At 41.3% G+C, this 15,447-nt stretch carries 25 protein-coding genes; 1 reads left to right on the forward strand and 24 read right to left on the reverse strand.

Annotation, left to right across the window (positions count from 1 at the left end; translation table 11 throughout):
• The gene (locus tag C5O00_RS02235; protein WP_105214534.1) at positions 1–1,029 is read left to right on the forward strand and encodes an NHL repeat-containing protein; all 1,029 of its coding nucleotides are present in this window, start codon (positions 1–3) and stop codon (positions 1,027–1,029) included.
• A 6-nt stretch (positions 1,030–1,035) separates the two neighbouring features.
• Here C5O00_RS02235 and C5O00_RS02240 read toward each other — a convergent pair whose 3' ends face one another.
• The 24 genes from C5O00_RS02240 to rpmC form a co-directional block, all read right to left on the reverse strand.
• On the reverse strand, positions 1,036–1,953 hold the full coding sequence (locus C5O00_RS02240; protein WP_105214535.1) for a dimethylarginine dimethylaminohydrolase family protein: 918 nt from the start codon (positions 1,951–1,953) through the stop codon (positions 1,036–1,038).
• A 223-nt stretch (positions 1,954–2,176) separates the two neighbouring features.
• Complete coding sequence (locus C5O00_RS02245; protein WP_105214568.1) at positions 2,177–3,463, reverse strand: citrate synthase; 1,287 nt, start codon at positions 3,461–3,463, stop codon at positions 2,177–2,179.
• 183 nt (positions 3,464–3,646) lie between these two features.
• Positions 3,647–4,933: a phosphopyruvate hydratase gene (gene eno / locus C5O00_RS02250; RefSeq protein WP_105214569.1), complete on the reverse strand. Its 1,287-nt coding sequence runs from the start codon at positions 4,931–4,933 to the stop codon at positions 3,647–3,649.
• A complete protein-coding gene (carA, locus tag C5O00_RS02255) occupies positions 4,930–6,051 on the reverse strand; it encodes a glutamine-hydrolyzing carbamoyl-phosphate synthase small subunit (protein WP_105214570.1) in 1,122 nt (373 codons plus the stop codon). Before carA ends, eno begins: the two co-directional genes overlap by 4 nt.
• Positions 6,052–6,139: 88 nt before the next feature.
• Positions 6,140–6,616: a 50S ribosomal protein L17 gene (gene rplQ / locus C5O00_RS02260; protein WP_105214571.1), complete on the reverse strand. Its 477-nt coding sequence runs from the start codon at positions 6,614–6,616 to the stop codon at positions 6,140–6,142.
• 60 nt (positions 6,617–6,676) lie between these two features.
• Entirely contained in the window at positions 6,677–7,669 is a 993-nt protein-coding gene (locus C5O00_RS02265) for a DNA-directed RNA polymerase subunit alpha (protein ID WP_105214573.1), read from the reverse strand.
• Positions 7,670–7,690: 21 nt separating this feature from the next.
• Positions 7,691–8,296, reverse strand: coding sequence for a 30S ribosomal protein S4 (rpsD, locus tag C5O00_RS02270; protein ID WP_105214575.1), 606 nt, complete (start codon positions 8,294–8,296; stop codon positions 7,691–7,693).
• A gap of 80 nt (positions 8,297–8,376) precedes the next feature.
• Positions 8,377–8,775 carry a 30S ribosomal protein S11 gene (gene rpsK, locus C5O00_RS02275; protein ID WP_105214577.1) on the reverse strand — a complete coding sequence of 133 codons (399 nt, stop codon included), beginning with the start codon at positions 8,773–8,775 and terminating at the stop codon, positions 8,377–8,379.
• Positions 8,776–8,786: 11 nt separating this feature from the next.
• Positions 8,787–9,161 carry a 30S ribosomal protein S13 gene (gene rpsM, locus C5O00_RS02280; RefSeq protein WP_105214579.1) on the reverse strand — a complete coding sequence of 125 codons (375 nt, stop codon included), beginning with the start codon at positions 9,159–9,161 and terminating at the stop codon, positions 8,787–8,789.
• Positions 9,162–9,164: 3 nt separating this feature from the next.
• Entirely contained in the window at positions 9,165–9,281 is a 117-nt protein-coding gene (ykgO, locus tag C5O00_RS02285; RefSeq protein WP_013305171.1) for a type B 50S ribosomal protein L36, read from the reverse strand.
• Positions 9,282–9,286: 5 nt separating this feature from the next.
• The gene (infA, locus tag C5O00_RS02290) at positions 9,287–9,502 is read right to left on the reverse strand and encodes a translation initiation factor IF-1 (RefSeq protein WP_034259287.1); all 216 of its coding nucleotides are present in this window, start codon (positions 9,500–9,502) and stop codon (positions 9,287–9,289) included.
• A 2-nt stretch (positions 9,503–9,504) separates the two neighbouring features.
• Positions 9,505–10,857, reverse strand: coding sequence for a preprotein translocase subunit SecY (gene secY, locus C5O00_RS02295; protein ID WP_105214580.1), 1,353 nt, complete (start codon positions 10,855–10,857; stop codon positions 9,505–9,507).
• A gap of 13 nt (positions 10,858–10,870) precedes the next feature.
• On the reverse strand, positions 10,871–11,323 hold the full coding sequence (gene rplO / locus C5O00_RS02300; RefSeq protein WP_105214582.1) for a 50S ribosomal protein L15: 453 nt from the start codon (positions 11,321–11,323) through the stop codon (positions 10,871–10,873).
• Between the two features lie 10 nt (positions 11,324–11,333).
• Positions 11,334–11,513, reverse strand: coding sequence for a 50S ribosomal protein L30 (gene rpmD, locus C5O00_RS02305; RefSeq protein WP_105214584.1), 180 nt, complete (start codon positions 11,511–11,513; stop codon positions 11,334–11,336).
• Positions 11,514–11,524: 11 nt separating this feature from the next.
• Positions 11,525–12,049 (reverse strand): 30S ribosomal protein S5, encoded by a 525-nt coding sequence (gene rpsE, locus C5O00_RS02310; RefSeq protein ID WP_105214586.1) that lies wholly within the window; start codon positions 12,047–12,049, stop codon positions 11,525–11,527.
• 5 nt (positions 12,050–12,054) lie between these two features.
• Entirely contained in the window at positions 12,055–12,411 is a 357-nt protein-coding gene (gene rplR, locus C5O00_RS02315; RefSeq protein WP_105214588.1) for a 50S ribosomal protein L18, read from the reverse strand.
• 11 nt (positions 12,412–12,422) lie between these two features.
• Complete coding sequence (gene rplF, locus C5O00_RS02320) at positions 12,423–12,965, reverse strand: 50S ribosomal protein L6 (protein ID WP_105214590.1); 543 nt, start codon at positions 12,963–12,965, stop codon at positions 12,423–12,425.
• Between the two features lie 18 nt (positions 12,966–12,983).
• On the reverse strand, positions 12,984–13,385 hold the full coding sequence (gene rpsH / locus C5O00_RS02325) for a 30S ribosomal protein S8 (RefSeq protein WP_105214592.1): 402 nt from the start codon (positions 13,383–13,385) through the stop codon (positions 12,984–12,986).
• A gap of 68 nt (positions 13,386–13,453) precedes the next feature.
• The gene (gene rpsN / locus C5O00_RS02330) at positions 13,454–13,723 is read right to left on the reverse strand and encodes a 30S ribosomal protein S14 (protein WP_105214594.1); all 270 of its coding nucleotides are present in this window, start codon (positions 13,721–13,723) and stop codon (positions 13,454–13,456) included.
• A 3-nt stretch (positions 13,724–13,726) separates the two neighbouring features.
• Positions 13,727–14,278: a 50S ribosomal protein L5 gene (rplE, locus tag C5O00_RS02335; RefSeq protein ID WP_105214596.1), complete on the reverse strand. Its 552-nt coding sequence runs from the start codon at positions 14,276–14,278 to the stop codon at positions 13,727–13,729.
• Positions 14,279–14,280: 2 nt separating this feature from the next.
• Positions 14,281–14,595, reverse strand: a complete 315-nt coding sequence (rplX, locus tag C5O00_RS02340) for a 50S ribosomal protein L24 (RefSeq protein WP_105214598.1) — start codon at positions 14,593–14,595, stop codon at positions 14,281–14,283.
• Positions 14,596–14,607: 12 nt separating this feature from the next.
• Complete coding sequence (gene rplN / locus C5O00_RS02345; RefSeq protein WP_105214600.1) at positions 14,608–14,976, reverse strand: 50S ribosomal protein L14; 369 nt, start codon at positions 14,974–14,976, stop codon at positions 14,608–14,610.
• 2 nt (positions 14,977–14,978) lie between these two features.
• The gene (rpsQ, locus tag C5O00_RS02350) at positions 14,979–15,236 is read right to left on the reverse strand and encodes a 30S ribosomal protein S17 (protein ID WP_105214602.1); all 258 of its coding nucleotides are present in this window, start codon (positions 15,234–15,236) and stop codon (positions 14,979–14,981) included.
• Positions 15,237–15,253: 17 nt separating this feature from the next.
• Positions 15,254–15,445 carry a 50S ribosomal protein L29 gene (rpmC, locus tag C5O00_RS02355; RefSeq protein ID WP_105214604.1) on the reverse strand — a complete coding sequence of 64 codons (192 nt, stop codon included), beginning with the start codon at positions 15,443–15,445 and terminating at the stop codon, positions 15,254–15,256.
• Between the last annotated feature and the right edge of the window lie 2 nt (positions 15,446–15,447).

Raw genomic sequence — 15,447 nt, forward strand, 5'->3', positions numbered from 1 at the left:
ATGAAAAGGTTCATCCTGACCTTCCTGATATTAATCGCCGCAAATTTTTACAGTCTGTTGATGGCGCATCCCAGTTGGGGCATTGTTGTCGATTCTGAAGAGAATATTTATTTCGCCGATATCTTTCACAATGGTCGAGGTTCTATATGGAAATTACGTATAGACGGGAAATTAGAATTGTTGCTGGGCGATTTTCACTCCCACAACGTTAGCCTGGACTCTAGGGGTGCTCTGGTAACCGCTCATGGTGAAGGTCATCACACCCTTGTAAGGATTATAGAAAATAGGGTTACAGACACCCTGTACACTACACAAAATTTTGAGGATTTCAATGGTGGAAATTGTACCTACACCATGAACGGCGATATCATTTTTGGAATTTCTAACTATCTCTGGCGCATTAGCCCGGATGGTAAGAAAAGTAAATTATCCAATTTCAAGTTCGAATGGAACCAGACAGTTTTCAGCGATCGGTCCGGCAATGTCTATGCACCTGATATTGGCCGTGACAATGGAGCAGTGATAAAAATTGATAAAAATGGTGAAGGTTCGGTGATCGCCACGAACTTAATTAGCAAACTGGGTAGAAAATACGATAAGCATAACGATGTACTACTAGGGATAGGAAAAGATGATGAGGGTTGGTTATATATAGCCGAAACAGCGGGAAAACGTATTATTAAGTTTAACGAGGAAGGAGTTTCGGAGACATTCTACGTCTCGGACGGTGATTGGTTTCCTAATGGAATAACCATTTATAATGGAGCTGCATATATCCTGGAAGTAAAGATGGACAATGGCTATGAAGGTCCTCAAATAATAAAATTATCGGATAACGGAGGTAAGGAAGTACTTTTCAATTACGATAGCTATATAAAAAATGTAAGTTCAATGCCGGATAATGAAAAGAATGAAGACAAAGGCCTAATACCAACCGTGTTGATTATTTCACTACTGTTATTAGTAGTGATCTCCTTTTTTATATTCAGAAAGTTAGGGCGATCTCAACGGCGAATTGCCGATCAATGATCTTTTCTATCCTTCCCTTACCAAAGGCATGGTACTACATCTTAATAGTCCGCCCTGTTTGGCGATCTCTCCGTAAGCAACCTCTTCCACGGTAAATCCCTCGGTACGAAGCCAGTCGTTCAGTCTGGTAAAATTTCTTTCTGAAATAATTACGTCTGGAGAAATTGAGAAGATATTACTAAACATACTTGCCATTTCATCGGTCGTGATATGAAAGCAGTTTTCTTTTCCGAAGAAATTAACCAACCACTCATACTCCTCTACCTCCAGGAAACTCTCTTTATGTATGATCGCTTTGCCTTTTCCTATGGGTTGAAAACAACAATCCAAATGGAGTGCGTTCATGCGAGGATCTGTATTGGATTTTCGCAAATTAAACGACTTCACTTTTTTATGTGGAAACAAATTTTGAAGTGCCTCCACAGCCTTCATATTGGTGCGTGCGGTTATATAATCTGCATAATCATCTCCTCGGTAGGTTCCTACAAAAATATGATCGTTCCATGGCATCACATCTCCTCCTTCCACATGGCAGGCATCGGGTAGGATAATTCGGAATGATTTCTCAACATGACTCCATACATGTTCTGTCGCATCGATCTCCCTTTCTCTGTCCGGTAAGATATTAGCGATAATAATCTTATCCTCGATCACGAAGGAAATATCTCGCGCGAATATCTGGTTGTAGTTTTCCAGTACGTGCGGCCGAAAAACCTTCACACCATACTTCTGTAAGACCTTTACCACCCCTTCCATTTCGTTTACCATATCTTCTTCTGAAGGGTAAGTACCGGCCAGGATGTGTTCCCTGGATTTAGGGTCGTACGCATCTTCCACTGAAGGAGTAGGGCCGTTGCTTTTGGCCGATCCAAGAACGACGGCTTTTAAAGGTGATATCTCGTCGGTAATATGAAGTGTTAGCATGCGGCAAAGATAGAAAAAGGGAAGGAGATTTTACAGTCAAAACTAGTCTTAAACACCACTCCTGGATACAATAGTAAGAAGTAAAATATCCAGCTGGCAGACGTTATGTGAAATCAACTTCTAAGGCGACTATCATGACATTCTATTGCCGAAGTTAAACAGGGGACCCTAAAATAAAAAAGCATCCGTTCTATGAGGATGCTTTTTATATTTTTTTAAGTTCTTATCGATTTTCAATGTCTTTGAATTTTCGCAAATTCTCTCCTATATAAACCTGCCTTGGTCTGCCGATAGGTTCTTTTCTCAATCTCATTTCACGCCATTGTGCGATCCATCCTGGTAAGCGCCCTAAGGCGAACATTGGGGTAAACATTTCGACAGGTATCCCCATAGCCCGATAGATTATCCCCGAATAAAAATCAACATTCGGGTAAAGCTTGCGATCTACAAAATAGGGATCTTCCAGGGCCTCCTTTTCGAGTCCTTTGGCGATATCCAATACCGGATCCTCCACACCCAGATCTGCCAGAACTTCGTCTGCTGCCTTCTTAATTATACGAGCTCTTGGATCGAAATTCTTGTATACCCTGTGACCAAATCCCATCAAACGGAAGGGATCGCTCTTATCTTTGGCTTTGGCCATATATTTCTTGGTGTCCCCATCATCGTCTTTTATTGCTTCCAGCATTTCGATCACAGCCTGGTTAGCCCCTCCGTGAAGTGGCCCCCAAAGGGCAGCAATCCCGGCAGAGATAGAAACAAACAGGCCGGCATGAGATGAGCCCACAATACGCACCGTGCTGGTGGAGCAGTTTTGTTCGTGGTCTGCGTGTAGGATTAATAATTTATCGAGGGCATCTACTACTACCTCATTAGATTTATATTCATCGTTAGGATGCTTGAACATCATTTTCAGAAAATTGTCCACATAGCCCAAAGAAGCATCCCCATAATCTAAAGGTAAGCCGGCTCTCTTGCGATAAGTCCAGGCAGTAAGTACCGGGAATTTCCCTAATATTCGAACGATGGCATTGTACATTTCCTCTTCACTATCCACATTAACCGAGGAAGGATTAAATGCTACCAAAGCAGAAGTTAGCGATGATAATACTCCCATTGGATGTGCAGACTTTGGAAAGCCATCTAAAATTTTCTTCACATCCTCATCAACTCTGGACTGTGCTCGGATATCATTATGGAATTTAAGCAATTTTTCTGCTGAAGGTAATTCTCCAAATATCAATAAATACGCAACTTCCAGGAAATCGGCCTTTTCGGCAAGTTCTTCGATCGCATATCCACGGTATCTTAAGATTCCTTCTTCACCATTGAGGAAAGTTATAGCACTTTCACATGAACCTGTGTTCTTGAATCCCGGATCAATTGTAGTTACACCTCCTGTATCGGCACGAAGTGATTTTATATCGATAGCTAGTTCGTTTTCGGTTCCTTCAACAATTGGAAACTCGTAGGAAGTCCCATCTATGATTAGGGTAGCAGTTTTTGACATATTTATGATTTGAAAAATGTGATTTTCGTAAGGAATGCTAATTTACGAAATATCCAGCTATTTTTTTAACATAATGGCAGCCATCTAGGTTAAAAATTCCTTAAACATTTACTTTGTAGATTAATAATCTATGACAAAAAAAGCCCTGTGATTTACAGGGCTTTAAATTCTATAAAAGATAGACTAGATCTTGAATGCTTTTCGCTGTGGATAATAAGCAATATCGCATAATTGCTCTTCAATTCGCAATAGTTGATTGTACTTTGCCATACGATCACTTCGGGAAGCAGAACCGGTTTTTATCTGTCCGCAGTTAAGCGCAACCGCCAGGTCTGCAATGGTATTATCTTCTGTTTCACCACTTCTGTGAGACATCACTGAAGTATAACCGGCATTTTGGGCCATGGTAACCGCGTTGATGGTCTCTGTTAACGTTCCTATTTGGTTTACTTTGATCAAGATCGAATTTGCAATTCCTTCATCAATCCCACGTCCTAACCTCTCCACATTGGTAACAAACAGGTCGTCACCAACCAACTGAACTTTATCCCCTACTCTTTCGGTAAGATATTTCCAGCCTTCCCAATCATTTTCGTCCATCCCATCTTCAATAGATATAATAGGGTATTTATCACATAATTCTGCGAGGTAATCTGCCTGTTCTTTAGACGATCTCACACTTCCTTTATCACCCTCAAACTTGGTATAATCGTACTTTCCATTTACATAGAATTCGGCCGAAGCGCAATCCAACGCTATCATCACTTCATCACCAAGTTTATACCCGGCTTTCTTACAGGCCAGGGCAATTGTATCAAGGGCATCTTCGGTACCGTCCAGTGTAGGTGCAAAGCCACCTTCGTCACCAACCGCTGTGCTTAGCCCTCGATCGTGCAATACTTTCTTTAAATTGTGAAAAATCTCCGAACCCATTTGCATAGCATGCGTAAAAGATCTCGCCTTTACCGGCATCACCATGAATTCCTGAAAGGCAATTGGAGCATCACTATGCGAACCGCCATTGATGATGTTCATCATAGGAACAGGTAGTGTGGTAGCATTTACACCTCCAACATATCGATATAATGGCATCCCTAATTCGTTGGCTGCCGCCTTAGCCGACGCCAGGGAAACACCAAGAATAGCATTTGCCCCTAACTTCGATTTGTTCTTGGTACCATCAAGTTCGATCATGATCTTATCGATCTCTGCCTGCTCGAATACAGATACTCCCAACAATGTTCCCGCAATTTTGCCATTTACATTTTCCACAGCCTTTAACACACCTTTCCCCATGTAGGCTTTTCCTCCATCGCGCATTTCTACTGCTTCGTGTTCGCCGGTGGATGCTCCAGACGGAACAGCAGCTCTTCCCACGAATCCATTTTCGGTAACTACATCTACTTCGATAGTTGGATTCCCGCGTGAATCGAAAATCTGTCTGGCGTGTATATCTATTATTATGCTCATGCGGTTTCTAGTTTGTTATTTTTTATTGTAGCTATGTATTGATCGAATAAATATTCGGCATCATGTGGCCCGGGACTTGCTTCCGGGTGATATTGCACAGAAAAGACAGGTTTATCTTTCATTCGGATTCCTGCGGCAGTATGATCGTTAAGATGAACATGCGTGATCTCTACTTCAGGGTGAGCTTCGGCTTCCTCCCTGTTGATCGCAAAACCATGGTTCTGTGAAGTGATCTCACCCTTTCCTGTGAGTAAATTCATAACAGGATGATTTATCCCTCTATGTCCGTGATGCATTTTGTAGGTGGAAATACCGTTTGCAAGCGCTATCACCTGGTGGCCAAGACAAATACCAAATAAAGGTGCCTGGGAATCGATAATATTTTTTGCAGTTTCAATGGCTTCTGAAAGAGGTTGAGGATCGCCTGGCCCGTTGGAAATAAAATAACCGTCCGGCTCGAATGCCTTCATTTCTTCGAAGCTTGAATCGTGAGGGAATACTTTTATGTAACAATCTCGTTTGGCAAGATTCCGAAGGATATTTTTCTTAATACCTATATCAAGCGCAGCAATTCTATAAGTGGACGAAGGTTCGCCAACAAAATAAGGTTCTTTGGTGGAGACCTTGCTGGCCAACTCCAGACCTTTCATATCCGGCACTTCGGCAAGTTGTTTTTTCAGACCTTCAATATTGTCGACTTCCGTCGAAATAACCGCGTTCATAGCGCCATTATCTCGAATATAATTAACAAGGGCTCGCGTATCAACTTCACTAATAGCAAGCAGGTCGTGTTTATTGAGAAAGGACTCCAGGGAATCGTCTGCTGCCGGTCTTGAGTAATTATAACTAAAATTTCTACATATCAGGCCGGCGATCTTAATGCCTTCAGATTCTATTTCTTCCGATAAGGTTCCGTAGTTACCAATGTGGGCATTTGTGGTTACCATTAACTGGCCGTAGTACGAGGGGTCCGTAAAGATCTCCTGGTAGCCGGTCATTCCCGTATTGAAACATACTTCACCGAACGCAGATCCTTCTCTGCCTGCTACTGCCTTTCCGTGGAAGATGGTTCCGTCGGCGAGTAAAATGATGGCTTTTTTTCTTTTTTGGTATTTCATTTTTCTGAAAGAGTTTTACAAAAATAGCATAAAAAAAGGGACAAGCTTTATAAACTCATCCCTTAGTTATTTACAAATAAATGTTCATTTATTCTTCTTCCTTAGTTGCCGTTGTCTCAGTCGCCGGAGCCACTGCCTTTGCACCGCCTCCACGTCTGCTTCTACGTGTAGATTTCTTCTTGGTTGGTTTCCCGGCATTGTAGAGCTCGTTATAGTCTACCAGCTCTATCATTGCCATATCGGCGTTATCACCCAGACGATTTCCCAGTTTAATAATTCGGGTATATCCTCCCGGACGATCTCCAACCTTAGCAGCCACATCTCTAAATAGTTCGGTTACAGCATCCTTTTGTCTTAGTTTGCTGAAAACGATACGTCGATTGTGCGTAGTATCTACTTTAGACTTGGTTACCAACGGCTCTACAAATTGCTTTAGGGCTTTTGCCTTGGCAACAGTAGTATTTATTCGTTTGTGTTCAATTAGGGAACATGCCATGTTAGCTAACATCGCTCTTCTGTGCGCTGTCTTTCTTCCTAAATGATTTACTTTTTTTCCGTGTCTCATGACATTTTTGTTTAATCATCATCTTGCTACAACTCATTTTGAGGAGCAAAATATGATGGATTAGTCTTTATCTAATTTATATTTTGAAAGATCCATTCCGAAGCTCAGACCTTTTACATTTACCAATTCTTCAAGCTCGGTTAAGGACTTCTTTCCGAAGTTTCTAAACTTCATTAGGTCGTTCTTATTGTAAGATACAAGATCACCAAGGGTATCAACTTCGGCAGCTTTCAAACAATTTAGTGCACGAACACTTAGGTCCATATCTACTAATTTGGTTTTAAGAAGCTGGCGCATATGAAGCGATTCTTCATCATAGGTCTCGGTTTGGGCGATCTCATCGGCTTCAAGTGTAATACGCTCATCACTAAATAACATAAAGTGATGGATCAGCGTTTTAGCAGCTTCCGTAAGAGCATCTTTAGGATGAATCGATCCATCTGTGATGATCTCGAATACCAGTTTCTCGTAGTCGGTCTTCTGCTCTACACGATAGTTCTCAATGCTATACTTAACATTTTTTATCGGGGTGTAGATAGAATCTGTGAAAATGGTACCTAAAGGAGCATTTGCCTTCTTATTCTCTTCAGCAGGAACATAACCTCTACCTTTCTCAATGGTAATTTCGAAATTCAGATTCACTTTTGCATCCATATTGCATACTACAAGATCCGGGTTCAATACCTGGAATCCTGAAATAAACTTCTGAAAATCTCCAGCGGTTAATTGTTGTGCACCAGAAACAGAAACTGTTACGGTTTCGTTATCGATCTCATCGATCTGTCTTTTAAAACGAATTTGTTTTAAATTCAGGATGATCTCGGTAACATCTTCAACAACACCGGCAATGGTAGAAAATTCGTGGTCAACCCCTTCGATACGAACCGAGGTAATTGCAAAACCTTCCAATGAGGAAAGTAGTACTCTTCTTAATGCGTTACCAACTGTAAGACCATAACCCGGCTCTAAAGGGCGAAATTCGAATTTCCCCTCGAAGTCGGTCGAGTTGATCATGATAACTTTATCAGGCTTTTGAAAACTAAATACTGCCATAGTGTGATTCCTCTGTTTTTATTATTTAGAATATAGTTCGACGATGAACTGTTCGTTTATATTTTCCGGGATCTGCAGACGCTGAGGAACAGATACATAAGTACCTTGCATAGTTTCAGCATTCCAAGTGATCCATTCATAAACGTGACTGGCGTTTGCCAGTGAATTCTGTATAGCTTCAAGAGATTTTGATTTCTCTCTTACTGCAACCACATCACCAGGTTTACACTGGAATGATGGGATGTTCACTTTTTCACCGTTAACCGTGATGTGTCTGTGAGATACTAATTGTCTTGCAGCACGACGACTGGGAGCAATTCCCATACGGTACACTACATTATCCAATCTTCCTTCACATAACTGTAGCAACACTTCACCGGTGATCCCGGGAGATGATGTCGCTTTTTTAAACATATTTCTGAACTGTCGCTCAAGGATACCATAGGTATACTTTGCTTTTTGCTTTTCAGCAAGCTGAATTGCATATTCAGATTTTTTTCCACGACGACGGTTGTTCCCGTGCTGTCCCGGAGGGTAATTTCTTTTTTCGAACGACTTATCGTCTCCGAAGATCGCCTCGCCGAATTTACGGGCGATTTTAGTTTTTGGACCAGTATATCTTGCCATTTTTAAGTGATTTTGAAGGTGAAGCTAAATTAAGGTCTTAACTATCCTCTAGCTCCAGGTTCTCTTCAGGTTGATATTTATTAAACTCTTCGTCTTTTTGGAGGACGACATCCATTATGTGGCATTGGAGTTACGTCGATGATCTCGGTAACCTCAATTCCTGCGTTGTGAATAGAACGGATAGCAGATTCTCTACCATTTCCAGGTCCTTTCACATATACTTTTACTTTACGTAATCCGGCATCCTTTGCTACTGTTACTGCGTCTTCGGCAGCTAACTGAGCAGCGTAAGGAGTATTTTTCTTGGACCCTCTAAAGCCCATCTTTCCAGCCGAAGACCAGGAGATCACATCTCCATTCTTATTGGTCAACGAAATGATGATATTGTTGAAAGAAGCAGTTACATGGGCTTCTCCAACAGACTCAACATTAACCTTACGTTTTCTTGTACCTTTTCCTTTTGGGCTAGTCTTTGCCATATCTCTAGGTATTATTTAGTTGCTTTTTTCTTGTTAGCAACAGTTTTACGTTTTCCTTTTCTTGTTCTCGAATTATTCTTGGTACGCTGTCCTCTTAAAGGAAGACCCGTTCTGTGACGAATACCTCTGTAACAACCGATGTCCATTAAGCGCTTTATGCTCAATTGCACTTCACTACGTAATTCACCTTCGATCTTGAAAGACCCAACGGCCTCACGAACAGCACCGATCTCATCATCGTTCCATTCGCTTACCTTTTTGTCTTCACTAACTCCGGCTTTTTCAAGTATATCCTTTGCCCGGCTTTTTCCAATTCCGAAGATATACGTTAACGCGATTACACCCCTCTTTTGTTTCGGGATATCTACACCTGCGATTCTTGCCATAACTTATCCTTGTCTTTGTTTGAACCTAGGGTTCTTTTTGTTAATTACATATAATCTGCCTTTTCTGCGTACGATCTTGCAGTCGGCACTTCTTTTCTTTACTGACGCTCTTACCTTCATAGCTATTAGTATCTGTATGTTATACGAGCCTTGGTTAAATCGTAAGGGCTCATTTCTAGTTTTACTTTATCTCCGGGTAATAATTTAATATAGTGCATACGCATCTTTCCCGAAATATGTGCGGTAACAATATGACCGTTTTCCAATTCTACACGAAACATAGCATTTGACAATGCTTCTACTATAGTTCCGTCTTGTTCTATTGCGGGTTGTTTTGCCATAATTATGCTACTGCTTTTCTGTTCTTACCAGACTTCATCAAACCATCATAATGACGATTCAACAAGTATGAATTAATTTGTTGCATGGTATCGATTGCCACACCAACCATAATTAATAGCGAGGTTCCTCCAAAGAACAACGCCCATCCCTGCTGTACTCCCATCAGCTTCACAACAAAGGCCGGAGCCACAGCTATCAAAGCCAGGAATAAAGATCCGGGAAGCGTGATCTGAGACATTACTCTGTCTAAGAATTCGGCAGTGTCTGTACCGGGTTTAATACCTGGTATAAAACCACCGCTTCGTTTTAGGTCGTCCGCCATCTTGTTGGTTGGTACCGTGATCGCTGTGTAGAAATACGTGAAAATAATGATTAGTATTGCAAACACTACGTTATACCACAGGCCAAATATATCACTGAAGGTAGCCTGAATTCCTTTAGCAAATTCGCTATCGGATAAACTGGCAACTGCAGAAGGAACGAACATGATCGCCTGAGCGAAGATGATAGGCATTACTCCCGATGCATTCAGCTTTAAAGGAATGAATTGACGTGCGCCAAAAATATTCTTCTCATAACCACCGCTTGCTGTTCGTCTTGCATATTGGACAGGGATCTTCCTAACCGCCATTACAAGCATCACAGATGCGAGAATGATTATAAACCAGATTACTACTTCTATAAGGATCATGATCACATCACCTGCTCCTGGTTGCAGTCTGGCTGCAACACTCTGGATAAAACTCTGTGGTAATGTGGCAATAATACCTACCATGATCAAAATTGAAATACCATTCCCAATTCCTTTGTCTGTAATTTTTTCTCCAAGCCACATCGCGAATACACACCCCGTTACCAGAATGATCACAGAAGACACGTAGAACATGGTTCCCATTCCCTGCTGTACCATCACAAAGGCCGAATCCGGCACTCCAAGAGCCGGTAATCCTGCCAGGTAACTAGGCGCCTGAACCAAACATATACCAATGGTTAACCATCGGGTAATCTGATTGATCTTTTTACGACCGCTTTCTCCTTCTTTCTGTAATTTCTGAAGGTATGGAACAGCGATCTGCATCAACTGTACCACAATAGAAGCCGAAATGTACGGCATGATCCCCAGAGCAAATACAGATGCATTTGCGAAGGCACCACCGGTAAAGGCATTAAGTAATCCTCCAATTCCACCAGCATCAAACTTCCCTGCGAATTCCGCAAGTTTAGAAGCATCAATTCCGGGTAATGTCACTTGTGCACCAAAACGGTATACCAATAATAGTCCGAGTGTAACTACGATTCTATTACGTAATTCCTCGATCTTAAAAACATTCTTTATGGTTTCTATAAACTTCATTGGTGCGTTTTAATTACAATGTTACTACTTCACCACCAGCAGCTTCAATAGCTTCTTTCGCCGAGGCAGTAAACTTGTGTGCAGATACTTTTAATTTGGCCTTCAATTCTCCTCTTCCAAGGATCTTCACCATATCGTTCTTACCAGCCAAACGAAGACTTACAAGAGTATCGAAGTCTACCGTATCTTTTATTTTCTTATCATCAACTAGTTTCTGAAGGGTATCAACATTGATCCCCTGATACTCCTTGCGGTTGATGTTAGTAAATCCGAATTTAGGAACACGACGCTGTAATGGCATCTGTCCACCTTCGAAACCTAATTTCTTGGAATATCCGGAACGTGACTTCGCACCTTTGTGCCCACGACCTGAAGTACCGGCTTTACCCGATCCCTGGCCTCGCCCTAAACGCTTTCCCTGTCTGCTGACAGAACCATCTGCTGGTTTTAAGTTACTTAAATCCATTGTATATCTCTTAAGCGGTTTCTACTGAAACCAAATGTTTTACTTTAGTTACCATACCAAGAATATTTGGCGTGTCTTCGTGCTCTACCGTCTGACCTATTTTTTTCAGGCCTAACGCTTCCAGCGTACGTTTTTGGTTTTTAGTACGGTTAATTGCACTTTTCACCTTTGTTACTTTAATCTTTGCCATTTTCCTGTTTTTTATCCTTTATATAATTTCTCCAGGGAGATTCCTCTTTGCTTGGCAACGATCTGTGCACTTCTTAATTGAAGTAGCGCATCGAAAGTAGCCTTCACCACATTATGTGGATTTGAAGATCCCTGAGATTTAGAAAGTACGTCGTGTACACCTACTGCTTCCAGTACGGCACGAACAGCACCTCCGGCAATAACTCCGGTACCAGGCGCAGCCGGTAACAAGGTTACTCGTGCTCCACCGTATTTCCCTTTTTGCTCATGAGGAAGCGTTGCTTTATTCAATGGAATACGAACCAGGTTCTTTTTAGCGTCCTCGATCGCTTTAGCGATTGCACTGGCCACATCCTTGGACTTTCCCAATCCGTGTCCAACAACACCATTCTCATCTCCTACAACTACAATAGCTGAAAATCCAAAGGCTCTACCCCCTTTTGTTACTTTCGTAACACGTTGTACGCCTACCAAACGATCTTTTAATTCAAGTCCGCCCGGTTTTACTAATTCTACGTTTTTATAGTCCTGATACATAGTTCTTAAAATTTAAGACCGCCTTCGCGAGCCCCTTCAGCTAATGATTTTACTCTTCCGTGGTAAAGGTATCCGCCTCGGTCGAAAGAAACGGCTTCGACACCGGCCTTCTGAGCTTTTTCAGCAAGAGCCTTACCAACCAATTTCGCAACTTCGGTCTTATTAACCTTAGATGCGTTAATATCTTTATCTCTTGAAGATGCAGCAGTGATCGTAGTACCTGATACATCGTCAATAAGTTGAGCATAGATCTCCTTGTTGCTTCTGAATACTGCCAAACGAGGACGTTGAGCAGTTCCGGAAACCGTCTTTCTGATTCTGAATCGAATTCGATCCCTTCTATCGTTCTTTGATAATGCCATAACGTTATTTCTTATGCAGATTTACCTGCTTTTCTTCTTATTTGTTCACCAACAAACTTGATCCCTTTTCCTTTGTAAGGTTCTGGTTTACGGAATCCGCGGATCTTTGCCGCTACCTGCCCAACCAGTTGCTTGTCGTGAGATGTTAATTTTACTATTGGATTCTTACCTTTCTCAGTAACAGTTTCCACTTTTACCTCAGGTGCAATATCCAATATAATATTGTGTGAGAATCCAATAGCCAGATCTAATTTCTGACCTTGATTAGAAGCTCGATATCCAACTCCTACTAATTCCAACTCCTTGGTCCAGCCGGTTGACACTCCATTGATCATGTTGTTGATCAATGATCTGTACAATCCGTGCTTCGCCCTGTGATCTTTTGCATCGGAAGGACGTGCAACATGTACGTTTCCTTCTTCTACTTTTACGCTAACTCCTTCAAATTCCTGAGTTAACTCGCCTAATTTCCCTTTTACAGTTACCGTATTGTCTTTAACTTCTACAGTTACTCCTTCAGGAATCGCTACCGGGTTATTACCTATTCTTGACATTTCTTTGCTGTCTTTATTTTAGTATACGTAACACAGTAATTCGCCACCAACATTCTGGGCTTCAGCTTGCTTACCTGTCATTACTCCTGCTGAAGTAGACACGATGGCAATTCCTAGGCCATTCAGAACTCTTGGGATATCCGAAGAACTTGCATATTTACGTAAACCGGGTTTACTAATTCTTTGCATTTTCTTGATCACAGGATCTTTTGTAAGCTTGTCGTATTTCAAAGCGATCTTAATAGTTCCCTGAGGCCCTTTTTCGTCTTCGAATTTGTAGCTTAAAATATAACCCTGATCGAACAAGATTTTTGTGATCTCTTTCTTAAGATTGGAAGCGGGCACCTCTACTACGCGGTGTCCAGCTTTCACTGCATTTCTAACTCTGGTTAGATAATCTGCGATTGGATCTGTTGTCATTTATATTTGGTTACGGTAGTGGTTTTCGTCTGCCTTTTGCAAACAAACCTTCCACCAGTTAATAATTTTTACCAGCTTGCTTTTCTAACACCCGGGATCAATCCTTTATTTGCCATTTCACGGAACATTACACGTGAAATTCCGAATTGTCTCATATACCCTTTAGGTCTACCGGTTAATTTACATCTGTTGTGTAAACGAACAGGTGAAGAGTTTTTAGGTAATTTCTGAAGTGCTTCCCAGTCACCGGCTTCTTTTAAGGCCTTGCGCTTTTCGGCATACTTCGCTACCATTCTTGCTCTTTTTACCTCGCGGGCTTTCATTGATTCTTTAGCCATCTCTTAATTCTTTTTAAAAGGTAATCCCAGTTCAGTTAGTAATGATTTTGCTTCTTTATCGGTTTTGGCCGAAGTAACAAAAGTGATGTTCATCCCTTCTATCTTCTTAACCTTGTCGATATCGATCTCCTGGAAAATGATCTGTTCGGTAATACCCAATGAGTAATTACCTCTTCCATCAAAACCAGTGGCTTTAATTCCGTTGAAATCACGAATTCGAGGAATAGCCGTTGTAATGAGCCTGTCTAAAAACTCATACATACGCTCACCGCGAAGGGTCACTTTTGTCCCGATCGGCATTCCTTTACGAAGTTTAAAGTTTGCAACATCCTTCTTGGACATAGTTGCAACAGCTTTTTGCCCCGTGATCATCGTCAATTCTTCTATAGAATTATCGATAAGTTTTTTATCTGCTACGGCAGCACCAACACCTTGAGACACTACAATGCGCTCTAATTTTGGTACCTGCATAACATTCTTATAACCGAACTCATCGGTAAGAGCATTAATTACTCTGCTCTTGTATTCTTCTTTAAGTCTTGGTGAATATCCCATAACTATAATACTTGATTCGATTTTTTAGAAAATCGTACTTTTTTACCATCTTCCATTCTATACCCAACACGTGTAGCTTCTCCAGATTTAGGATCAATCAATGCCAGGTTAGAGATATGAATTGGAGCTTCTTTTTCGGTAATTCCACCCTGAGGGTTTGCAGCACTAGGCTTCTCATGTTTCTTTACCGTGTTCACTCCTTCTACTATTGCTTTGTTCTTATCACGAAATACTTTCATTACACGTCCTTCAGAACCTTTGTGTTCTCCGGTGGTAACTACAACTGTATCTCCTGATTTTATCTTAAGCTTTCCCATCTTAATTTCGTATTAAAGCACCTCTGGTGCCAATGATACTATTTTCATAAATTGCTTATCACGAAGCTCTCTGGCAACAGGACCGAATACACGAGTACCTCTCATTTCCCCTTGAGGGTTTAGAAGTACACAAGCGTTATCGTCGAAACGGATGTATGATCCATCCGGCCTTCTAACTTCTTTCACGGTACGTACCACTACTGCCGTAGAAACGGCACCTTTTTTAATCTGTCCGTTGGGAGTAGCATCTTTTACAGTTACTACGATCTTATCCCCAATAGAAGCATATCTTTTCTTGGTTCCGCCTAACACGCGAATACAAAGTACTTCCTTTGCTCCTGTGTTATCTGCTACTTTTAGTCTTGATTCTTGCTGTATCATGATTACTTCGCTCTTTCAATGATTTCTACTAAACGCCAGCATTTGGTCTTACTTAAAGGTCTTGTTTCCATGATCTTTACAGTATCTCCCTCATTACAGTCGTTCTTTTCGTCGTGTGCTACGTATTTCTTCGTTTTCAAAACGAATTTTCCATACATAGGGTGCTTTACTTTTTTCACCTCGGCAACAACAATGGATTTCTCCATTTTGTTACTGGTTACTACACCTATACGTTCTTTTCTTAAGTTTCTATTTTCCATCTTTCAGCTTCGTACCGTTATTGTTCGTCTCTTTTTGTTAGTTCTGTCGCAATTCGTGCAATCGTTTTACGATGTGCTCTTAACTGAATTGGATTCTCCAACGGTGAAATGGTGTGTGCCATCTTCAGGTCTGAATAAGCCTGTCTTGTTTCAGCAAGTTTTTCTTGCAGCTCTGCCGATGATGCCTGATTTATTTCTGATTGTTTCATCT

It is taken from the genome of Pukyongia salina (genome assembly GCF_002966125.1).
In the GTDB taxonomy this organism is placed as follows: domain Bacteria; phylum Bacteroidota; class Bacteroidia; order Flavobacteriales; family Flavobacteriaceae; genus Pukyongia; species Pukyongia salina.